The sequence below is a fragment of the Pseudomonas sp. Pseusp18 genome (assembly GCF_059506005.1).
In genome coordinates, this window is sequence record NZ_CP169240.1 from 5,396,903 (window position 1) to 5,413,632 (window position 16,730).

The 16,730-nt window shown below is 59.2% G+C and carries 18 protein-coding genes; all 18 read right to left on the reverse strand.

The window, feature by feature from the left end; translation table 11 throughout:
- Nucleotides 1-84: 84 nt before the first annotated feature.
- The 18 genes from ACEN9A_RS24220 to ACEN9A_RS24305 all read right to left on the reverse strand — a co-directional run bounded on the left by ACEN9A_RS24220 (nucleotide 85) and on the right by ACEN9A_RS24305 (nucleotide 16,712).
- Entirely contained in the window at nucleotides 85-876 is a 792-nt protein-coding gene (locus ACEN9A_RS24220; protein ID WP_258671079.1) for an amidohydrolase, read from the reverse strand.
- Nucleotides 864-2,012, reverse strand: coding sequence for a pyridoxal phosphate-dependent aminotransferase (locus tag ACEN9A_RS24225; protein WP_019581055.1), 1,149 nt, complete (start codon nucleotides 2,010-2,012; stop codon nucleotides 864-866). Before ACEN9A_RS24225 ends, ACEN9A_RS24220 begins: the two co-directional genes overlap by 13 nt.
- Nucleotides 2,013-2,304: 292 nt before the next feature.
- On the reverse strand, nucleotides 2,305-3,777 hold the full coding sequence (der, locus tag ACEN9A_RS24230; protein WP_018927059.1) for a ribosome biogenesis GTPase Der: 1,473 nt from the start codon (nucleotides 3,775-3,777) through the stop codon (nucleotides 2,305-2,307).
- A gap of 135 nt (nucleotides 3,778-3,912) precedes the next feature.
- The gene (gene bamB, locus ACEN9A_RS24235) at nucleotides 3,913-5,064 is read right to left on the reverse strand and encodes an outer membrane protein assembly factor BamB (RefSeq protein WP_019581056.1); all 1,152 of its coding nucleotides are present in this window, start codon (nucleotides 5,062-5,064) and stop codon (nucleotides 3,913-3,915) included.
- Complete coding sequence (locus tag ACEN9A_RS24240) at nucleotides 5,057-5,698, reverse strand: tetratricopeptide repeat protein (RefSeq protein WP_019647771.1); 642 nt, start codon at nucleotides 5,696-5,698, stop codon at nucleotides 5,057-5,059. The genes bamB and ACEN9A_RS24240 overlap by 8 nt, the downstream gene beginning before the upstream one ends.
- A 40-nt stretch (nucleotides 5,699-5,738) precedes the next feature.
- The gene (gene hisS, locus ACEN9A_RS24245) at nucleotides 5,739-7,028 is read right to left on the reverse strand and encodes a histidine--tRNA ligase (protein ID WP_018927062.1); all 1,290 of its coding nucleotides are present in this window, start codon (nucleotides 7,026-7,028) and stop codon (nucleotides 5,739-5,741) included.
- Between the two features lie 37 nt (nucleotides 7,029-7,065).
- On the reverse strand, nucleotides 7,066-8,175 hold the full coding sequence (gene ispG, locus ACEN9A_RS24250; protein WP_003185136.1) for a flavodoxin-dependent (E)-4-hydroxy-3-methylbut-2-enyl-diphosphate synthase: 1,110 nt from the start codon (nucleotides 8,173-8,175) through the stop codon (nucleotides 7,066-7,068).
- A gap of 3 nt (nucleotides 8,176-8,178) precedes the next feature.
- Nucleotides 8,179-9,198 carry a RodZ domain-containing protein gene (locus ACEN9A_RS24255; protein WP_258671080.1) on the reverse strand — a complete coding sequence of 340 codons (1,020 nt, stop codon included), beginning with the start codon at nucleotides 9,196-9,198 and terminating at the stop codon, nucleotides 8,179-8,181.
- Entirely contained in the window at nucleotides 9,198-9,956 is a 759-nt protein-coding gene (pilW, locus tag ACEN9A_RS24260) for a type IV pilus biogenesis/stability protein PilW (protein WP_018927064.1), read from the reverse strand. The genes ACEN9A_RS24255 and pilW overlap by 1 nt, the downstream gene beginning before the upstream one ends.
- 12 nt (nucleotides 9,957-9,968) lie before the next feature.
- The gene (gene rlmN, locus ACEN9A_RS24265) at nucleotides 9,969-11,117 is read right to left on the reverse strand and encodes a dual-specificity RNA methyltransferase RlmN (protein WP_007941385.1); all 1,149 of its coding nucleotides are present in this window, start codon (nucleotides 11,115-11,117) and stop codon (nucleotides 9,969-9,971) included.
- A gap of 28 nt (nucleotides 11,118-11,145) precedes the next feature.
- Entirely contained in the window at nucleotides 11,146-11,571 is a 426-nt protein-coding gene (ndk, locus tag ACEN9A_RS24270; RefSeq protein ID WP_007903599.1) for a nucleoside-diphosphate kinase, read from the reverse strand.
- A gap of 92 nt (nucleotides 11,572-11,663) precedes the next feature.
- Nucleotides 11,664-11,864, reverse strand: a complete 201-nt coding sequence (gene iscX, locus ACEN9A_RS24275; protein WP_007941386.1) for a Fe-S cluster assembly protein IscX — start codon at nucleotides 11,862-11,864, stop codon at nucleotides 11,664-11,666.
- Nucleotides 11,865-11,878: 14 nt separating this feature from the next.
- Nucleotides 11,879-12,220 (reverse strand): ISC system 2Fe-2S type ferredoxin, encoded by a 342-nt coding sequence (gene fdx / locus ACEN9A_RS24280; protein ID WP_007941387.1) that lies wholly within the window; start codon nucleotides 12,218-12,220, stop codon nucleotides 11,879-11,881.
- Between the two features lie 3 nt (nucleotides 12,221-12,223).
- Entirely contained in the window at nucleotides 12,224-14,086 is a 1,863-nt protein-coding gene (hscA, locus tag ACEN9A_RS24285) for a Fe-S protein assembly chaperone HscA (protein ID WP_019647769.1), read from the reverse strand.
- Between the two features lie 51 nt (nucleotides 14,087-14,137).
- Nucleotides 14,138-14,659, reverse strand: a complete 522-nt coding sequence (hscB, locus tag ACEN9A_RS24290; protein WP_018927068.1) for a co-chaperone HscB — start codon at nucleotides 14,657-14,659, stop codon at nucleotides 14,138-14,140.
- A gap of 8 nt (nucleotides 14,660-14,667) precedes the next feature.
- Nucleotides 14,668-14,991: an iron-sulfur cluster assembly protein IscA gene (iscA, locus tag ACEN9A_RS24295; RefSeq protein WP_007941391.1), complete on the reverse strand. Its 324-nt coding sequence runs from the start codon at nucleotides 14,989-14,991 to the stop codon at nucleotides 14,668-14,670.
- A gap of 34 nt (nucleotides 14,992-15,025) precedes the next feature.
- The gene (gene iscU, locus ACEN9A_RS24300) at nucleotides 15,026-15,412 is read right to left on the reverse strand and encodes a Fe-S cluster assembly scaffold IscU (RefSeq protein WP_003443374.1); all 387 of its coding nucleotides are present in this window, start codon (nucleotides 15,410-15,412) and stop codon (nucleotides 15,026-15,028) included.
- Nucleotides 15,413-15,497: 85 nt separating this feature from the next.
- Entirely contained in the window at nucleotides 15,498-16,712 is a 1,215-nt protein-coding gene (locus tag ACEN9A_RS24305; RefSeq protein ID WP_007941393.1) for an IscS subfamily cysteine desulfurase, read from the reverse strand.
- Nucleotides 16,713-16,730: the final 18 nt, after the last annotated feature.

A 16,730-nucleotide genomic window follows, 5' to 3' on the forward strand; every position in this document is an offset into this window, starting at 1 on the left:
CGGTGTTTATCCGCGATATTTCGGCGAACATCGATCCCTGTAGGAGCTGCCGCAGGCTGCGATCTTTTCGGGAGCACCCGAATTTCAGGTGAACTCGAAGGTATCCGCATCCAGATTCGCCGGGAACCGTGTGCGATATGCCGCCAGTTCTGCCGCGTCGAGCACGACCTTGAATACGCCATCGGCATCGCCTGCACCGAGCAACGTTTCTCCCTGGAAATCCAGGACCTGACTGTCACCGGTATACGCAAAGCCTTTGCCATCGGTACCGATACGGTTCACCGCCGCCACATAGCAGAGGTTTTCGATCGCCCGTGCCGGCAGCAATCGGTTCCAGTGCTGACGCCGTGCTCCCGGCCAGTTGGCGGTGTACAGCAGCAAGTCCGTGTCTTGCGAATCGCGACTCCAGACCGGGAAGCGCAGGTCGTAGCAAATCAGCGGCCGCACTCGCCAGCCCTTCAATTCGAACTGCACCTGACGCTCGCCCGGGGTGTAGTGGTTGTTCTCGCCCGCCATGCGGAACAGATGGCGTTTGTCGTAGTGCCACACCTCCCCGTCCGGCCGTGCCCACAGCAGACGGTTGCGATGGCTGCCGTCAGCCGCCTGGACGATGATGCTGCCGGTCACCACCGCGCCCAGCTTCGCCGCCTGAGCCCGCATCCATTTACTGGTGGGGCCATTTTCCGGCTCGGCGAGGGTTTCCGATTCCATGGAGAAACCGGTGGTGAACATCTCCGGCAGGATGATCAGGTCCGCGCCACGAGCCTGTTCCAGCAACGGCTCGAAATGCTCCAGATTGGCCTGACGATCGTGCCAGGCCAGGGTGGTCTGGATCAGCGCAAGATTCAGATTGGGCAGAGTACTCAGATCACGCATAGTTTTGCCGCTGCTTCACGCAGGGTCTCCTCGCGCTTGGCAAAGCACAGACGCACCAGGCGCTGGCCTTCGGGTGGAGTCTGATAGAAGACCGAAATCGGAATGCTCGCGACGCCATGCTCGCGGGTCATCCACAGCGCCATCTCGACGTCATTGAGGTCCGGGCGAATCTGCGAGTAATCGACCAACTGGAAATAAGTACCGGCCACGCGGGTAAAACTGAAGCGCGACGGCGTCAGCAGATCGCAGAACAGATCGCGCTTGGCCTGATAGAAGCCCGGCAGTTCTTCGACGTGTTCCGGGTGCTCGGCCATGTAATCGGCCAACGCGTACTGCAACGGCGTCACGCCGCAGAAACTGACGTACTGGTGCACCTTGCGCAGCTCCGCGCTAAGGGCCGGCGGCGCCACGACATAGCCGGTTTTCCAACCGGTGACGTGGTACGTCTTGCCGAACGAACTGACCACGAAAGCGCGCTGATACAGCTCTTCATGGGCCAATACGCTGGCGTGAGACACACCGTCGAACACCAGGTGTTCGTAGACTTCGTCGCTGATCACATAGATGTCGCGGTCGCGAATCAACGCCGCCAACTGATCCAGCTCGGCGCGGCTGATCAGCGCACCGCTTGGGTTGTGCGGGGTATTGAGGATGATCATCCGCGTGCGCGGGCTCAGGGCTTCGGCGAGCTTCTGGAAGTCGATGGCGAAGTCCTTCAGGCCGAGTTGCACATGCACACAGCGACCACCGGCCAGCTCGACCGAGGGCTCGTAGCTGTCGTAGCACGGATCGAACACGATCACTTCATCGCCGCTGTGGATTACCGCCTGAATCGCGCAGAAGATCGCCTGGGTGGCGCCAGGGGTGACCGTCACTTCGCTGTCGGCATCAACATGCGCGCCGTAGCTGCGAGCGATCTTCGCCGCGATCTGTTGACGCAACGCCGGCAAACCGGTCATCGGCGAATATTGATTGTGGCCACTGGCGATATGCCGACCGACCGCATCGCGCAGGGCCTGCGGGCCGTCGAAATCGGGAAAACCCTGGGACAGGTTGATCGCCCCGGTTTGCGCCGCGAGCTGAGACATCTGCGTGAAGATAGTGATGCCGACATTCGGCAGCTTACTGGTGATCATCGGTGATTCCCTGGGCTACACCCGGCTCTAACGGCGGCACGGGAGAGCCCGAGGATAGCCCAAACGACGCCCACAAAAAAAGGGCGCCAACCGGCACCCTTCTTCTAATGTTCACCGCAATACCTGTGGCGAGCGGGCTTGCCCGCGTTGGGTCGCGAAGCGGCCCCAAAACCTGTAATCGAGGTGTTCCTGATAAAACACATTGATCGATTTGCGACTGCTTCGCAGCCGAACGGGGGCAAGCCCCCTCGCCACAAATGCGCCCACACCAGCGGCGTGGGCGAGCCTTGAATCAGCGCTTGTCGCGGCGCTTCTTGTCAGCCTTCTTATGGTGCGACATCAAACGACGCTTCTTGTTGACCTGACGGTCGGTGAGCGAGTTCTTGTTGCCTTCGTACGGGTTCTCGCCGCCCTTGAACTCGATGCGGATCGGCGTACCGACCAGCTTGAGCACACGACGGTAAGTGTTTTCCAGGTAACGGACGTAAGACTTCGGCACCTTCTCGATCTGGTTACCGTGGATCACGATGATCGGCGGGTTCGCACCACCCAAGTGGGCATAACGCAGCTTGATCCGGCGGTTGTTGACCATCGGTGGCGCGTGCTCGCCGACAGCATCTTCCAGAATCTGGGTCAGGCGGTTGGTCGGCCAGCGGGTGACCGCGGACTTGAACGAGTTCTGTACCGACGCGTAGAGATTGCCTACGCCAGTGCCGTGCAGGGCCGAGATGAAGTGAATGTCGGCGAAGTCGACGAAGAACAGCCGACGTTGCAGCTCAACCTTCACGAAGTCGCGCTCGCTCGGCGTCATGCCGTCCCACTTGTTGATCGCGATAACCAGCGCACGACCGGCTTCAAGGGCAAAGCCCAGCAGGTTGAGGTCGTGGTCCACCACGCCTTCGCGGGCGTCCATCACGAAGATCACCACGTTGGCGTCTTTGATCGCCTGCAGGGTTTTGACCACGGAGAACTTTTCGACTTCTTCGTGGATCTTGCCGCGCTTGCGCACACCAGCGGTGTCGATCAGCGTGTACTTCTCGTCGTTACGCTCGAACGGGATGTAGATACTGTCGCGGGTGGTACCAGGTTGGTCATACACGATCACCCGGTCTTCACCGAGCATGCGGTTGACCAGGGTCGACTTGCCGACGTTCGGACGGCCGATGATGGCGATCTTGATACCGTCTTTTTCGCTTGGGCCAGGAATGCGCTTGGCTTCCTCACCTTCGGCAACGATCTCTTCCTCTTCGCCTTCTTGCGGTTCTTCCTCGTCTTTCGGGAAGTCGCTCAGGGCGATTTCCAGCATCTGGGTGATGCCACGACCATGGGCACCGGCGATCGGGATCGCGTGGCCCATGCCCAACGGGGCGAATTCGGCGCGGGCCATTTCAGGGTCGATGTTGTCGACCTTGTTGGCGACCACGTAGGAACGCTTGTTACGCTTGCGCAAGTGCTCGGCGATCATCTGGTCGGCGGCGGTAAAACCGGCCTTGGCATCTACCAGGAACAGAACGACATCCGCTTCTTCAATGGCCAGCAGCGACTGCTCGGCCATTTTTTCGTCCATACCGTGCTCGTCACCGGAGATACCGCCAGTGTCGACCAGAATGTAGGAACGCCCTTGCCACTTGGCCTCACCGTATTGGCGATCACGGGTCAGACCGGACAAGTCGCCGACGATGGCGTCGCGAGTCCTGGTCAGGCGGTTGAACAAGGTGGACTTGCCGACGTTCGGTCGGCCCACCAGGGCGATTACGGGAACCATGCGGCTCTCCACTTCGTTATTTCAGAAAATACAAAAGCCGCTGCGAGGCAGCGGCTGGTGCTCGGGGCAGCGCTTGAAAGCGCTGCGAGCCTTGCAGAACAAGGCCGCTTGGGGGTTAAACCCCAAGCATAGTCTTTACTTGATGGTCAGGGCTTCCAGTTTGCCGCTGTTGCCATACACATAAATCGTGTCACCCACCACCAGCGGACGGGCACGCAGGCCGTCGCTGTCGATGCGCTCGCGGCCGACGAAACGACCGTCCACCTGACTCAGCAGGTGCAGGTAACCTTCCAGGTCACCGACTGCAACGTAGCTGGAGAACACTTCCGGAGCCGACAGTTGACGGCGGGCCAGCGAATCGTTGCTCCACAACGCAGTGGTGGAACGTTCGTCGACACCTTCAACAGTGCCCGAAGACAGGCTCACGTAGACGCTGCCAAAACCCTGGGCGACGCCGGCATAGCTGGAAGCATCACGCTGCCAGAGCTGACGACCGCTTTCCAGGTCCAGCGCCGCGACGCGACCCTGGTAGCTGGCGACATACAGTGTACCGCCGGACAGCAGCAAGCCACCGTCGATATCGACCACACGCTCCAGCTCCGAACGACCCTGTGGAATCGCTACACGCTGTTCCCAAACCGGCACGCCGTTGGACACATCAAGAGCAACCACTTTACCGGTCGACAGGCCAGCCACCGCGAGGCGGTTGGTGACGATCGGTGCGCTGGTGCCGCGCAGGGTCAGGACCGCTGGCGTGCTGTCATACAACCAGCGCTGGTTGCCGGTAGAGGCATCCAGACCGATCAGACGGTCATCCTGGGTCTGAACCACAACAACGTCACCGTTGGTGGCCGGTGGTGCGAGAACTTCGCTGGTCACGCGAGCGCGCCATTTCTCTTCACCGCTGCTGGCATCCAGGGCAACGATTTCACCCTTGAGCGTGCCGATCATGACCAGACCGTAACCCACGCCAACGGCGCCGGAGACAGGCAGTTCGAGATCTTTCTTCCACTTGACGTCGCCATTGCTGCGATCCATCGCCATCACCACACCGGTGACGTCGGCGGCATAGATGGTATCGCCATCGATCGCCGGAACCAGCATGTTGTAGGTTTCGCCCTGACCGTTACCGATCGAACGACTCCACTGCTTGTGCAGAACCACTTCTTCTTTGAAGTCGGTCAGCTCGGCCGGTGGCAACTCTTTTTTGCTGTTGCTGCTGCAACCCGCGGCCAGAATGGCCAGAGCCAGCAATGCTGCATGTTTCCAACGGATCACGTCACGCATCCCCTTTGGCCAGGTCGTCCAGCTTGATTTGTAGGCCACCTACCGCCGCTTCATCCGACAGTGCCGCCTTGGCTTTTTGATACGCAGCGTTCGCTTCGTCGGTACGACCCAGTTGCACCAGCAAGTCGCCCTTGAGTTCTTCGCGAGTGGCCAGGAAGGCCTTGTCGGCATCGCCTTCGAGCAGTTTCAGGGCTTCATCGACCTTGTTCTGCGCGGCCAGCACCTGCGCCAGGCGCTGACGGGCGATTTCACCCAGTGCCGGGTTGGCCGGTTTGTCGACAATGGCTTTCAGCTCGCTGGCTGCGTCGTCCAGCTTGCCGCTGTCGACCGCAACTTTCGCCACGAACAGGCTGCCGTATTGCGCGTAAGCAGTGCCGCCGAACTCGCTGTTGAGCTTGCCGGCCAGTTCCGAAACACGTGCAGCATCAGGCTTGCCGTCAGGCGTCAGCGTGGTTTCCAGCAATTGCTGGTAGAGAATCGAGGCGCCTTGCGACTGATTGCTCTGATACTTGTGAAAGGCCTGCCAGCCGAACACGATGACCAGCGCCAACAGACCGCCGGTAACCAGGGGCTTGCCGTTGCGTGTCCACCACTCCTTCAACTCCGCCACATGTTCGTCTTCGGTACTCGACACCCCAATACTCCTTAATCGCTAAATCGGCTGTTTGACAGCTTCAACCCTGCACGACGCAGGTGGCCAGGTGTGCAGCAAGCGCATCCCAGGCAATGCTTTGTTGTTCGCCCTGGCCACGCAGGGGTTTGAAACCTACCACTTGCTGGGCCATTTCGTCGTCACCGAGGATCAATGCGTACAGCGCACCGCTCTTGTCGGCTTTCTTGAACTGGCTTTTGAAGCTGCCGCCCCCGGCATTGATTTGCAGGCGCAGGTTGGGCAGTTGATCACGAACACGCTCGCTCAGGGTCAGACCGGCCAGCTCGGCGGCTTCACCGAAGGCGCAGAGGTAGACGTCGACCTGACGGGAGATCTCTTCGGGGATCTGCTCCAGGGTTTCAAGCAGCAGCACCAGACGCTCGATGCCCATGGCGAAACCGACGCCCGGGGTCGGCTTGCCGCCCATCTGCTCCACCAGACCGTCGTAACGACCACCGGCACATACCGTGCCCTGGGCGCCCAATTGGTCGGTGACCCATTCGAATACGGTCTTGCTGTAGTAATCCAGCCCGCGAACCAGCTTCGGGTTGATCACATAAGGAATGCCGGCGGCGTCCAGGCGAGCCTTGAGGCCCTCGAAGTGCACGCGGGATTCTTCGTCGAGGTAGTCGGCCATTTTCGGCGCGTCGGCCAGCACCGCTTGAGTGTCGGCGTTCTTGGTATCCAGGACCCGCAGCGGGTTGGTCTTCAGACGGCGCTGGCTGTCTTCGTCCAGTTGATCCAGGCGAGCGGTCAGGTACTCGACCAGTGCTTCGCGATAACGACCACGGGATTCGGCAGTGCCCAGGCTGTTGAGTTCGAGCTTGACCGCATCGCGGATACCCAGCTCGCCCCACAGGCGCCAGGTCAGCACGATCAACTCGGCGTCGATGTCCGGACCGTCGAGGTTGAAGACTTCACAACCAATCTGGTGGAACTGGCGATAACGGCCTTTCTGCGGACGTTCGTGGCGGAACATCGGGCCGATGTACCAGAGCTTCTGCACCTGGCCGCCGCCGGTAATACCGTGTTCGAGCACCGCACGCACGCAGGCCGCTGTGCCTTCAGGGCGCAGGGTCAGGGAATCGCCGTTGCGGTCTTCGAAGGTGTACATCTCTTTTTCGACGATGTCGGTCACTTCACCGATGGAGCGCTTGAACAGCTCGGTGAACTCGACGATCGGCATGCGGATCTGCTTGTAACCGTAGTTATCCAGCAAACGCGAAACGGTGCCCTCGAAATGACGCCACAGGGGAGTCTGTTCGGGCAGGATGTCGTTCATGCCACGAATGGCTTGCAGAGACTTGCTCACTTTAAATCCTTAAATTCGTTCGGCTCTTTAGTCAGGCTCAGCCGCGAGCGATTACAGCTGCGTCGGCTTCGACCTTTTCGGCCGCTTTCTGGCGGATCAAGCGTTCAAGCTCATCCACCAGATTGTCATTCGTCAGTTTCTGCGACGGCTTGCCGTCGATGTAAATCAGGTTTGGCGTGCCGCCGGTCAAGCCGATATGGGCTTCCTTGGCTTCGCCCGGCCCGTTGACCACGCAACCGATTACCGCGACATCCAGCGGCACCAGCAAGTCTTCGAGGCGCCCTTCCAGCTCGTTCATGGTTTTGACCACATCGAAGTTCTGCCGCGAGCAACTCGGGCAGGCGATGAAGTTGATGCCACGGGAACGCAGGTGCAGGGATTTGAGAATGTCGTAGCCGACTTTCACTTCCTCGACCGGGTCGGCCGCCAACGAGATGCGAATAGTATCGCCAATCCCTTCGGCGAGCAGCATACCGAGGCCCACGGCGGATTTCACTGTGCCTGAACGCAAACCACCGGCTTCGGTGATGCCCAGGTGCAACGGCTGGACGATTTCCTTGGCCAGCAAACGGTAGGCTTCAACAGCCATGAACACGTCGGAGGCTTTTACGCTGACCTTGAAATCCTGGAAATTCAGGCGTTCGAGGTGTTCGACGTGACGCAGGGCGGACTCGACCAGCGCGGCCGGAGTCGGCTCGCCATATTTCTTTTGCAGGTCTTTTTCCAGGGAACCGGCGTTCACGCCGATACGGATTGGAATCCCGCGATCACGGGCGGCATCGACCACCGCACGTACGCGGTCTTCACGACCGATGTTGCCCGGGTTGATGCGCAGGCAATCGACACCCAGTTCGGCTACGCGCAGAGCGATCCTGTAGTCGAAGTGGATGTCAGCCACCAACGGCACCTTGACCAGTTGCTTGATCTTGCCGAAGGCTTCGGCGGCGTCCATGTCCGGCACCGAAACCCGAACGATATCGACGCCAGCGGCTTCCAGACGATTGATCTGGGCCACGGTGGCGGCCACGTCATTGGTATCGCTGTTGGTCATGCTCTGCACAGCGATGGGCGCATCGCCGCCAACAGGCACGTTACCGACCCAGATTTTCCGGGATTCGCGACGCTTGATTGGAGATTCGCCGTGCATGACTTATTGACCTAACTTCAGGCGAGCAGTCTCGCCACTGGTGAACGGAGCGACATCAACCACCTGCCCGTTGTAGCTGACCTGCGCGCCACGGGCGAAGCCCAGACGCACGGCAAAGGGCGGCTTGCCGCTGACGGAAACACTATCGCCTTTACGCTTGAGACCACTCAACAGCACTTTACCCGTGCCGTCGGTCACTTGCGTCCAGCAATCGGCGGTGAATTGCAGTTGAACCTGGCCCTGACCCGCAACCGGAGCTGCTGCCGGCGCAGAAGCTGGAGCAGGAACTGTCGGCGCAACCGCTGCCGGTACAGCGGCTACAGCCGGGGCTGGCGCTGCCGGTGTCGCGACAACCGGAGCAGTATTGTGGGCCGGAGCCGCAGGTGTTGCTACCGGGGCTGCTGGAGCGGGTGTTGGCGCCGGCGCGCTTGCTTCAGCGTTGACAGGCTCCTCAGCCTGCGGCAACGCCAGAGGCGTTTCACCTTCAGACTCACCTTGCGCAACCGCCTGGTCTTCCGGCTCGTCCAGCGGATGGATCTGGGTGGTGCCATCGGCGCCTTCGACTTCAACGTGTTCCGGAGCCAGGCTGACCAGGTCCTTGGTGCGCAATGAAGTTTGATCCTGCCACCAGACAAAACCACCACCAATCACCGCGATCAGCAACAGCAGACTGACAATTCGCAAAATGGTGTGGGAAACCCGAACCGGCTCTTCGATACGCCCCAGGCTGTGGACGTTGCTGCCCTGGGAGTCGGTGCCGGTGGATTGGTCGAACTGCTGAACCAGAACAGCCTGGTCCATGCCCAGCAATTTGGCGTACGCGCGAATATAGCCACGAGCAAAGGTGTGGCCAGGCAGCTTGTCAAAAGCGCCGGCTTCCAGATTACTCAGGGAATTGACGGTGAGGTTGAGCTTGAGGGCCACTTCGGCCAGCGACCAGCCATTGCTTTCGCGGGCCTGGCGCAAAGTCTCACCGGGGTTAACGCGATTCGCTGCTACAACTTCGGGATGCGCCGCTTTCATCATTGCTCCGACAGGTATTGCTGATATTCCGGCGTACCGGGATAGAGTCGTTTTAATTGCAGGCCATAACTGGCGGCCTTGTCGCGATCTTCAAACACTTTTGCCAGTCGAACGCCGAGCAATAGACTACGTGCATTTTGCTCGGTGAGCAGGCTAAAACGATCGTAATAGTCACGCGCGGGCACATAATGCCTGTCTTCGAATGACAACTCAGCCATTTCCAGCAAGGCACGTGGCTGTTGGCGGTTCAAACGCAGGGCTTTTTCCAGTTGCTGGCGAGCCAGGTCACGCTGGCCCAGCTTTGAAGCGGTCATGCCGAGGTTCTCGAAAACCCGCGAACGCTCAGGATACAGAGTATCGGCGGCGGCCTGTTCAAAGCGCTCGTACGCCTCTTTGTAACGTTTTTCTTCGAACAGAAAACTGCCGTAGTTGTTCAGGATTCGCGCATCGGCGGGACGGGAAGACAGTGCCTTGCGAAAATGCTGATCGGCCAGTTCCGGCTCCATCTCGGCCTGGAACACCAGCCCCAACGCCGCGTTGGCGTCAGCATCCGAGTCATCCAGTTCCAACGCCTTCTTCAGCGGGACCTTGGCGCGCTCGGTCATGCCCTGCTGCAAGTACCCCAGGCCCAGCTGCACGTAGGCGGCACGCGCTTCATCACGGCCCTTGCTGGTCTTCATCGGATTGAAATCGCCCGACAGGACACAACCAGCACACAGGCTGGCCAACAGCACAAGCAGCGCGAAGCGCAGGGACATAGAGATCCTCTCTTAATTATTGTTCGCAGCGTTTTGCGGCATATCGTTGTCGGCGCTCAACTCACGCACGGCGATATAACGTTCGCTGCGACGGGTGCGATCCAGCACCTGCCCTACCAACTGGCCACACGCGGCATCGATGTCTTCACCGCGGGTGGTACGCACGGTGACGTTGAAGCCTGCATGGTGAAGCTGATCCTGGAAACGGCGAATCGCATTGTTGCTCGGACGCTCGTAACCGGAGTGCGGGAACGGGTTGAACGGAATCAGGTTAATCTTGCACGGAACATTCTTGAGCAACTCGATCATTTCGACCGCGTGTTCGACCTTGTCGTTGATGTCCTTGAGCAAGGTGTACTCGATGGTCAGTACGCGCTTTTCGCCCAGGGACGACATGTAGCGCTGACACGATTCCAGCAGCATCTTAAGCGGATACTTCTTGTTGATCGGCACCAATTGGTTACGCAATGCGTCATTCGGTGCGTGCAGGGACAACGCCAGGGAAACATCGATGTGCTTGGACAGCTCATCGATCATCGGCACCACACCCGAAGTCGACAGGGTTACACGGCGCTTGGAGATGCCATAGCCCAGGTCATCCATCATCAGATGCATGGCGGCCACGACGTTGTCGAAGTTCAGCAGCGGCTCACCCATGCCCATCATCACCACGTTGGTGATGGCACGGTCGACGGTTGCCGGGACGCTGCCAAAGGATTTGTTGGCAATCCACACCTGGCCGATGACTTCGGCGGCGGTGAGGTTGCTATTGAAACCTTGCTTGCCGGTGGAGCAGAAACTGCAATCCAGGGCACAGCCTGCCTGGGACGAAACGCACAAGGTGCCGCGTTTGCCCTGGGGAATGTAAACGGTCTCGACGCAGCTGCCGGACGCCACGCGCACCACCCACTTACGGGTGCCGTCGCTGGAGATGTCCTCGCTGACCACTTCCGGACCACGAATTTCAGCAACAGCCTTGAGCTTTTCGCGCAAGGCCTTGCTGACGTTCGTCATGGCGTCGAAATCATCGACGCCAAAGTGGTGAATCCATTTCATTACCTGACCGGCACGGAAACGCTTCTCCCCGATCGAGTCGAAGAATTTTTCCATTTCCTGTTGAGTCAGACCCAGCAGGTTGGTTTTTACAGTCGATGTAGTCATGGATTCACCTTCACTCTTAAGCCAATGCTTAGCGAGTGGTTACTTCAGTAGCTGCGAAGAAGTACGAGATTTCGCGAGCAGCAGCGGCTTCGGAGTCCGAACCGTGTACGGCGTTGGCGTCGATGGAATCAGCGAAGTCAGCGCGGATGGTGCCGGCAGCAGCTTCTTTAGGGTTGGTAGCGCCCATCAGTTCACGGTTCAGAGCGATAGCGTTTTCGCCTTCCAGAACCTGAACGACAACCGGACCGGAAATCATGAAAGCAACCAGGTCGTTGAAGAAACCACGAGCGCTGTGCTCAGCGTAGAAGCCTTCAGCTTCGGCTTTGGACAGTTGCTTCAGTTTCGAAGCTACAACGCGCAGGCCAGCTTTTTCGAAACGAGTGGTGATCTCGCCGATAACGTTTTTTGCAACAGCGTCAGGCTTGATGATGGAGAAAGTACGTTGAACAGCCATGGTGTAACTCCAGAAACGGTAATTTGCGAAAAATTAAACCCGCGAATTATACGCGGGTTCTTTGGTATTGCCTAACTGCGTACGGTGCAGACTCAGTCTGCTTCTTCGATCCAGGCCGCCTGAATGGCTTCAAGCACCTTCTCGCCACCGCGGGTCGGATCATCACTGAACTCCGGCAATGCCAGCACCCACTGGTGCAGATCGACGAAGTTCACGTAACGCGGGTCCACATCCGGCTTTGACTCAGCCAGCTGGATCGCGATTTCCAGCACATCAACCCATTTCAGGCTCATGAAAGTTCCTTGAATCAGTGCGGCGCTTCGGCTGCATGGTTGAGCGAGTATTTCGGAATTTCGACGGTCAGGTCTTCAGTCCCGACTTTTGCCTGACAGGCCAAGCGTGACTGAGCTTCCAGCCCCCAAGCCTTATCAAGATAGTCTTCCTCCAGCTCATCAGCCTCTTCCAGCGAGTCAAAACCCTCACGAACGATGCAGTGGCAAGTGGTGCAAGCGCAGACGCCGCCACAAGCGCTTTCCATCTCGATATGGTGTTCATGGGCCAGTTCGAGGATGGAGATGCCAGGCTCAGCCTCCACGACCATGCCTTCCGGGCAAAACTTCTCATGTGGCAGAAAAATGACCTGCGGCATCAATTATTCCTCGATTTCATTCAGATTGCGCCCCGCCAGAGCGGCTTTCACCGTCGAGTCCAGGCGGCGGGCAGCAAAGGCATCGGTCACTTGCGACAGACGCTTGGTCTGCTGCTCAATGGCGTAACCATCGGTGCCTTTCATCAATTCGGTCAGTTCCTGCATCTGCAATTCGATGACCATGCGTTCTTCGGCGTCGAGCAAGCGTTCGCCGTCGACATCCAGAGCACCCTGCACTGCCTCGATCAGGCGCTGGGCATCGACCTGCTGCTCACGCAATACGCGGGCGACCTTGTCGTCATTGGCGTGCTGGAACGAATCCTTGAGCATTTTGGCGATTTCGCCGTCGGTCAGGCCGTAGGACGGCTTGACCTGAATGCTGGCTTCGACACCCGAACCCAATTCGCGGGCCGAGACACTGAGCAGACCGTCGGCGTCGACCTGGAAAGTCACGCGAATCTTTGCAGCACCCGCGACCATCGCCGGAATACCGCGCAATTCGAAGCGCGCCAGGGAGCGGCAGTCGCTGATCAACTCACGCTCGCCCTGCAATACGTGGATCGCCATGGCCGACTGGCCATCTTTGTACGTGGTGAAGTCTTGGGCCCGGGCAACAGGGATGGTGGTGTTGCGCGGAATCACCTTCTCCATCAGGCCGCCCATGGTTTCCAGCCCCAGGGACAACGGAATCACGTCGAGCAACAGCAGTTCACCGCCGTCACGCTTGTTGCCGGCCAGGGTATCGGCCTGGATCGCGGCACCGATGGCCACAACTTGATCCGGGTCGATTTCGGTCAGCGGTTCGCGACCGAAGGCTTGCGCAACGGCTTCGCGAACGCGCGGCACGCGAGTCGAGCCGCCAACCATGACCACCGCGTGAACGTCTTCCAGCTCAATGCCGGAATCACGCACCGCACGACGGCAGGCTTTCAGGCTGCGAGCAACCATTGGCTCGATCAGCGCATTGAACGCTTCACGGGTCAGCCCGGCCTTCCAGTCGCCATACGCGACTTCGACGGACGAGGAGTTGGTCAGGGCTTCTTTGGCCGCACACGCGGTTTGCAGCAGATTGCGCTGCTCGCCCGGATCGAGGTCGGCCGACAGACCGGCACTCTCGATGATCCAACCAGCAATGGCGTGATCGAAGTCATCGCCACCCAAAGCGCTGTCGCCGCCGGTAGCCAGCACTTCGAACACACCGCCGGTCAGGCGCAGAATCGAAATATCGAAGGTGCCGCCGCCCAGGTCATAAATGGCAACCAGGCCTTCAGCCTGTTGATCCAGACCGTAAGCCACCGCAGCAGCGGTCGGTTCATTGAGCAAGCGCAGCACGTTCAGGCCGGCCAGCTTGGCCGCATCCTTGGTGGCTTGACGCTGAGCATCATCGAAATAGGCCGGAACGGTGATCACTGCGCCGACCAGTTCGCCGCCCAAGGTCGCTTCAGCGCGCTGGCGTAGCACCTTGAGGATATCGGCGGAGACTTCGACCGGGCTTTTCGGGCCTTGCACCGTGTCGATGAACGGCATGTGCGACTCGCCATCGACAAAACGGTACGGCAGTTGATCGCCCAATTGCTTGACGTCGGACAAACCACGTCCCATCAAGCGCTTGACCGACAGCACAGTGTTCAGAGGATCGGTAGCGGCAGCCAGTTTGGCCGATTCGCCGACTTCGACGCGATCGGCGTGATAGCGCACGGCAGACGGCAGGATAACCCGCCCTTGCGCGTCGGCCAGAGGCTCGGAAAGACCACTGCGCAATGCAGCGACCAGCGAATTGGTAGTGCCCAAGTCGATCCCCACAGCCAGACGACGCTGGTGCGGTTGAGGACTTTGGCCGGGTTCGGCGATCTGCAGTAGGGCCATCGTGATCAGGACTTATCTGTATATCAGGCGTGCGACCGGAGCGGCACTGGGTTAATCGTCGAGGCGCTCTTCTAACTGGCGCACTTCGTAGGTGAGCTTGTCGAGGAACTGCATGCGCCGCATCAGGCGTTCGGCCCGTTCACGTTGCGCTGCATCATTCCAGCAAGCTGCGAAGCTTTGGTTCAGTTCATCCTGAGCGGCTTTGAGGCGGCGCTTGAACGTGGCAATACCCGCCATGTCGGCGCTGTCCTGCAGATCCTCAAGCTCTTCACGCAACTCCATCTGCTGCAGAAGAAATTCCGGATCATGCACCGTGACCTCCAGCGGCAACTCGCCACCACTCAATGCGAGCAAGTATCGCGCGCGCTTGGGGGGGCTTTTGAGCGTCTGGTAGGCCTCGTTGAGGCTCGCGGATTGCTCGAGCGCCAGCCGCTGCTCGCGCTCGGAAGCGTCGGCGAAGCGGTCCGGATGAACGCCGCGCGCCAACTCACGGTAGCGCGTAGCCAGCTGATCGAGGTCCAGATTGAAACTCGGTTGCAGCTCAAATAAAGCGAAATGACAAGGAGTACCCACAAGTAGCCTCAGATGTTGAAGCTTTCGCCGCAGCCACATTCACCGCGTACGTTGGGGTTGTTGAACTTGAAGCCTTCGTTCAACCCTTCCTTGACGAAATCAAGCTCGGTGCCGTCCAGGTACGCCAGGCTTTTCGGGTCGATGATCACTTTCTCGCCGTGACTTTCGAACACTTGATCGTCCGCGCCTACCTCGTCGACAAACTCCAGCACATAGGCAAGGCCGGAACAGCCCGTGGTGCGAACACCCAGACGAATCCCATCACCCTTGCCGCGCCCGTTGAGGGAGCGTCGCACGTGTTGAGCAGCCGCTTCTGTCATGCTGATAGCCATCGGTGACTCCTTACTCGTCGCCAAATCTTGAAAGTCAGATCAAGCCTTTCTTCTGCTTGTAGTCGCGAACGGCCGCCTTGATGGCGTCTTCAGCGAGTACGGAGCAGTGAATTTTCACTGGCGGCAGGGCCAGTTCTTCGGCCAGTTGAGTGTTCTTGATGGTCTCTGCTTCATCCAGAGTCTTGCCTTTCATCCACTCGGTCGCCAGGGAGCTGGAGGCGATTGCCGAACCGCAACCGTAGGTCTTGAACTTGGCGTCTTCGATGATGCCTTGCTCGTTGACCTTGATCTGCAGACGCATCACGTCACCGCACGCCGGAGCGCCGACCATGCCGGTGCCGACATCAGGATCTTCTGCATCCATCTTGCCGACGTTGCGCGGGTTCTCGTAGTGGTCGATGACCTTTTCGCTGTAAGCCATGATTCTTAATCCTCACTCATCAGGAGTCGCTCTTGAAGCCCTGCCAATCGTGGATTCGCAGGGCCCGGTTGCGGCGACTTGAATATCAGTGTGCCGCCCACTCGATTTTCGAAATGTCGACGCCGTCTTTGTACATGTCCCACAGCGGCGACAGAGTGCGCAGCTTGGTGACGGCCTCGCAGACTTTCTGCGCGGCGTAGTCGATTTCTTCTTCGGTGGTGAAACGGCCGAAGGTGAAGCGAATCGAGCTGTGTGCCAGTTCGTCGTTGCGGCCCAGGGCGCGCAGCACATACGAAGGCTCAAGCGATGCCGAGGTGCAGGCCGAACCCGACGATACCGCCAGATCCTTGAGCGCCATGATCAGCGACTCGCCTTCGACGTAGTTGAAGCTCAGGTTCAGGTTGTGCGGTACGCGGGCGGTCATGCTGCCGTTGACGTACAACTCTTCCAGGCCTTCAACCTGTTTGAAGAAACGGTCGCTCAGCGCTTTGATGCGTGCATTCTCGGCAGCCATGTCTTCCTTGGCCACACGGAACGCTTCGCCCATGCCGACGATCTGGTGAGTCGCCAGGGTGCCGGAACGCATGCCACGCTCGTGACCGCCGCCGTGCATGGTCGCTTCGATGCGCACACGCGGCTTGCGGCTGACGTACAGCGCGCCGATGCCTTTAGGGCCATAGGTTTTGTGGGCAGAGAACGACATCAGGTCAACTTTCAGTTTCGACAGGTCGATCTCGACCTTGCCGGTGGACTGAGCAGCGTCGACGTGGAACAGGATGCCCCGGGAGCGGGTCAGCTCACCGATGGCAGCGATGTCGTTGATGGTGCCGATTTCGTTGTTCACGTGCATGACCGATACCAGAATGGTGTCGTCACGCAGGGCAGCTTCGACCATTTCCGGAGTGACCAGGCCATCTTCACGAGGATCGAGGTAGGTCACTTCGAAACCTTCACGTTCCAGTTGGCGCATGGTGTCGAGGACAGCCTTGTGCTCAATCTTGGTGGTGATCAGGTGTTTGCCTTTGGTGGAGTAGAAATGCGCCGCACCCTTGATTGCCAGGTTGTCGGACTCGGTGGCACCGGAGGTCCAGACGATTTCACGCGGGTCGGCGTTAACCAGGTCAGCGACCTGACGACGAGCGTTCTCGACGGACTCTTCGGCTTTCCAGCCGAACACGTGGGAACGGGACGCCGGGTTACCGAAGTTTCCGTCGACCAGCAGGCATTCACTCATCTTTTGCGCGACACGCGGATCAACCGGGGTGGTCGCAGAGTAATCAAGGTAAATCGGCAATTTCATGGACTATCTCCTAAATCA

Bases quoted from the DNA above. Each gene is read 5' to 3' on its own strand.
- der (WP_018927059.1), bottom strand. From the start codon at position 3,777: ATGGTTCCCGTAATCGCCCTGGTGGGCCGACCGAACGTCGGCAAGTCC.
- ndk (WP_007903599.1), bottom strand. From the start codon at position 11,571: ATGGCTGTTCAACGTACTTTCTCCATCATCAAGCCTGACGCTGTTGCA.
- bamB (WP_019581056.1), bottom strand. From the start codon at position 5,064: ATGCGTGACGTGATCCGTTGGAAACATGCAGCATTGCTGGCTCTGGCC.
- ACEN9A_RS24305 (WP_007941393.1), bottom strand. From the start codon at position 16,712: ATGAAATTGCCGATTTACCTTGATTACTCTGCGACCACCCCGGTTGAT.
- pilW (WP_018927064.1), bottom strand. From the start codon at position 9,956: ATGTCCCTGCGCTTCGCGCTGCTTGTGCTGTTGGCCAGCCTGTGTGCT.
- iscU (WP_003443374.1), bottom strand. From the start codon at position 15,412: ATGGCTTACAGCGAAAAGGTCATCGACCACTACGAGAACCCGCGCAAC.
- rlmN (WP_007941385.1), bottom strand. From the start codon at position 11,117: ATGACTACATCGACTGTAAAAACCAACCTGCTGGGTCTGACTCAACAG.
- fdx (WP_007941387.1), bottom strand. From the start codon at position 12,220: ATGCCGCAGGTCATTTTTCTGCCACATGAGAAGTTTTGCCCGGAAGGC.
- ACEN9A_RS24225 (WP_019581055.1), bottom strand. From the start codon at position 2,012: ATGATCACCAGTAAGCTGCCGAATGTCGGCATCACTATCTTCACGCAG.
- iscX (WP_007941386.1), bottom strand. From the start codon at position 11,864: ATGAGCCTGAAATGGGTTGATGTGCTGGAAATCGCGATCCAGCTGGCT.
- ACEN9A_RS24255 (WP_258671080.1), bottom strand. From the start codon at position 9,198: ATGAAAGCGGCGCATCCCGAAGTTGTAGCAGCGAATCGCGTTAACCCC.
- hscA (WP_019647769.1), bottom strand. From the start codon at position 14,086: ATGGCCCTACTGCAGATCGCCGAACCCGGCCAAAGTCCTCAACCGCAC.
- iscA (WP_007941391.1), bottom strand. From the start codon at position 14,991: ATGGCTATCAGCATGACAGAAGCGGCTGCTCAACACGTGCGACGCTCC.
- ACEN9A_RS24220 (WP_258671079.1), bottom strand. From the start codon at position 876: ATGCGTGATCTGAGTACTCTGCCCAATCTGAATCTTGCGCTGATCCAG.
- ispG (WP_003185136.1), bottom strand. From the start codon at position 8,175: ATGCACGGCGAATCTCCAATCAAGCGTCGCGAATCCCGGAAAATCTGG.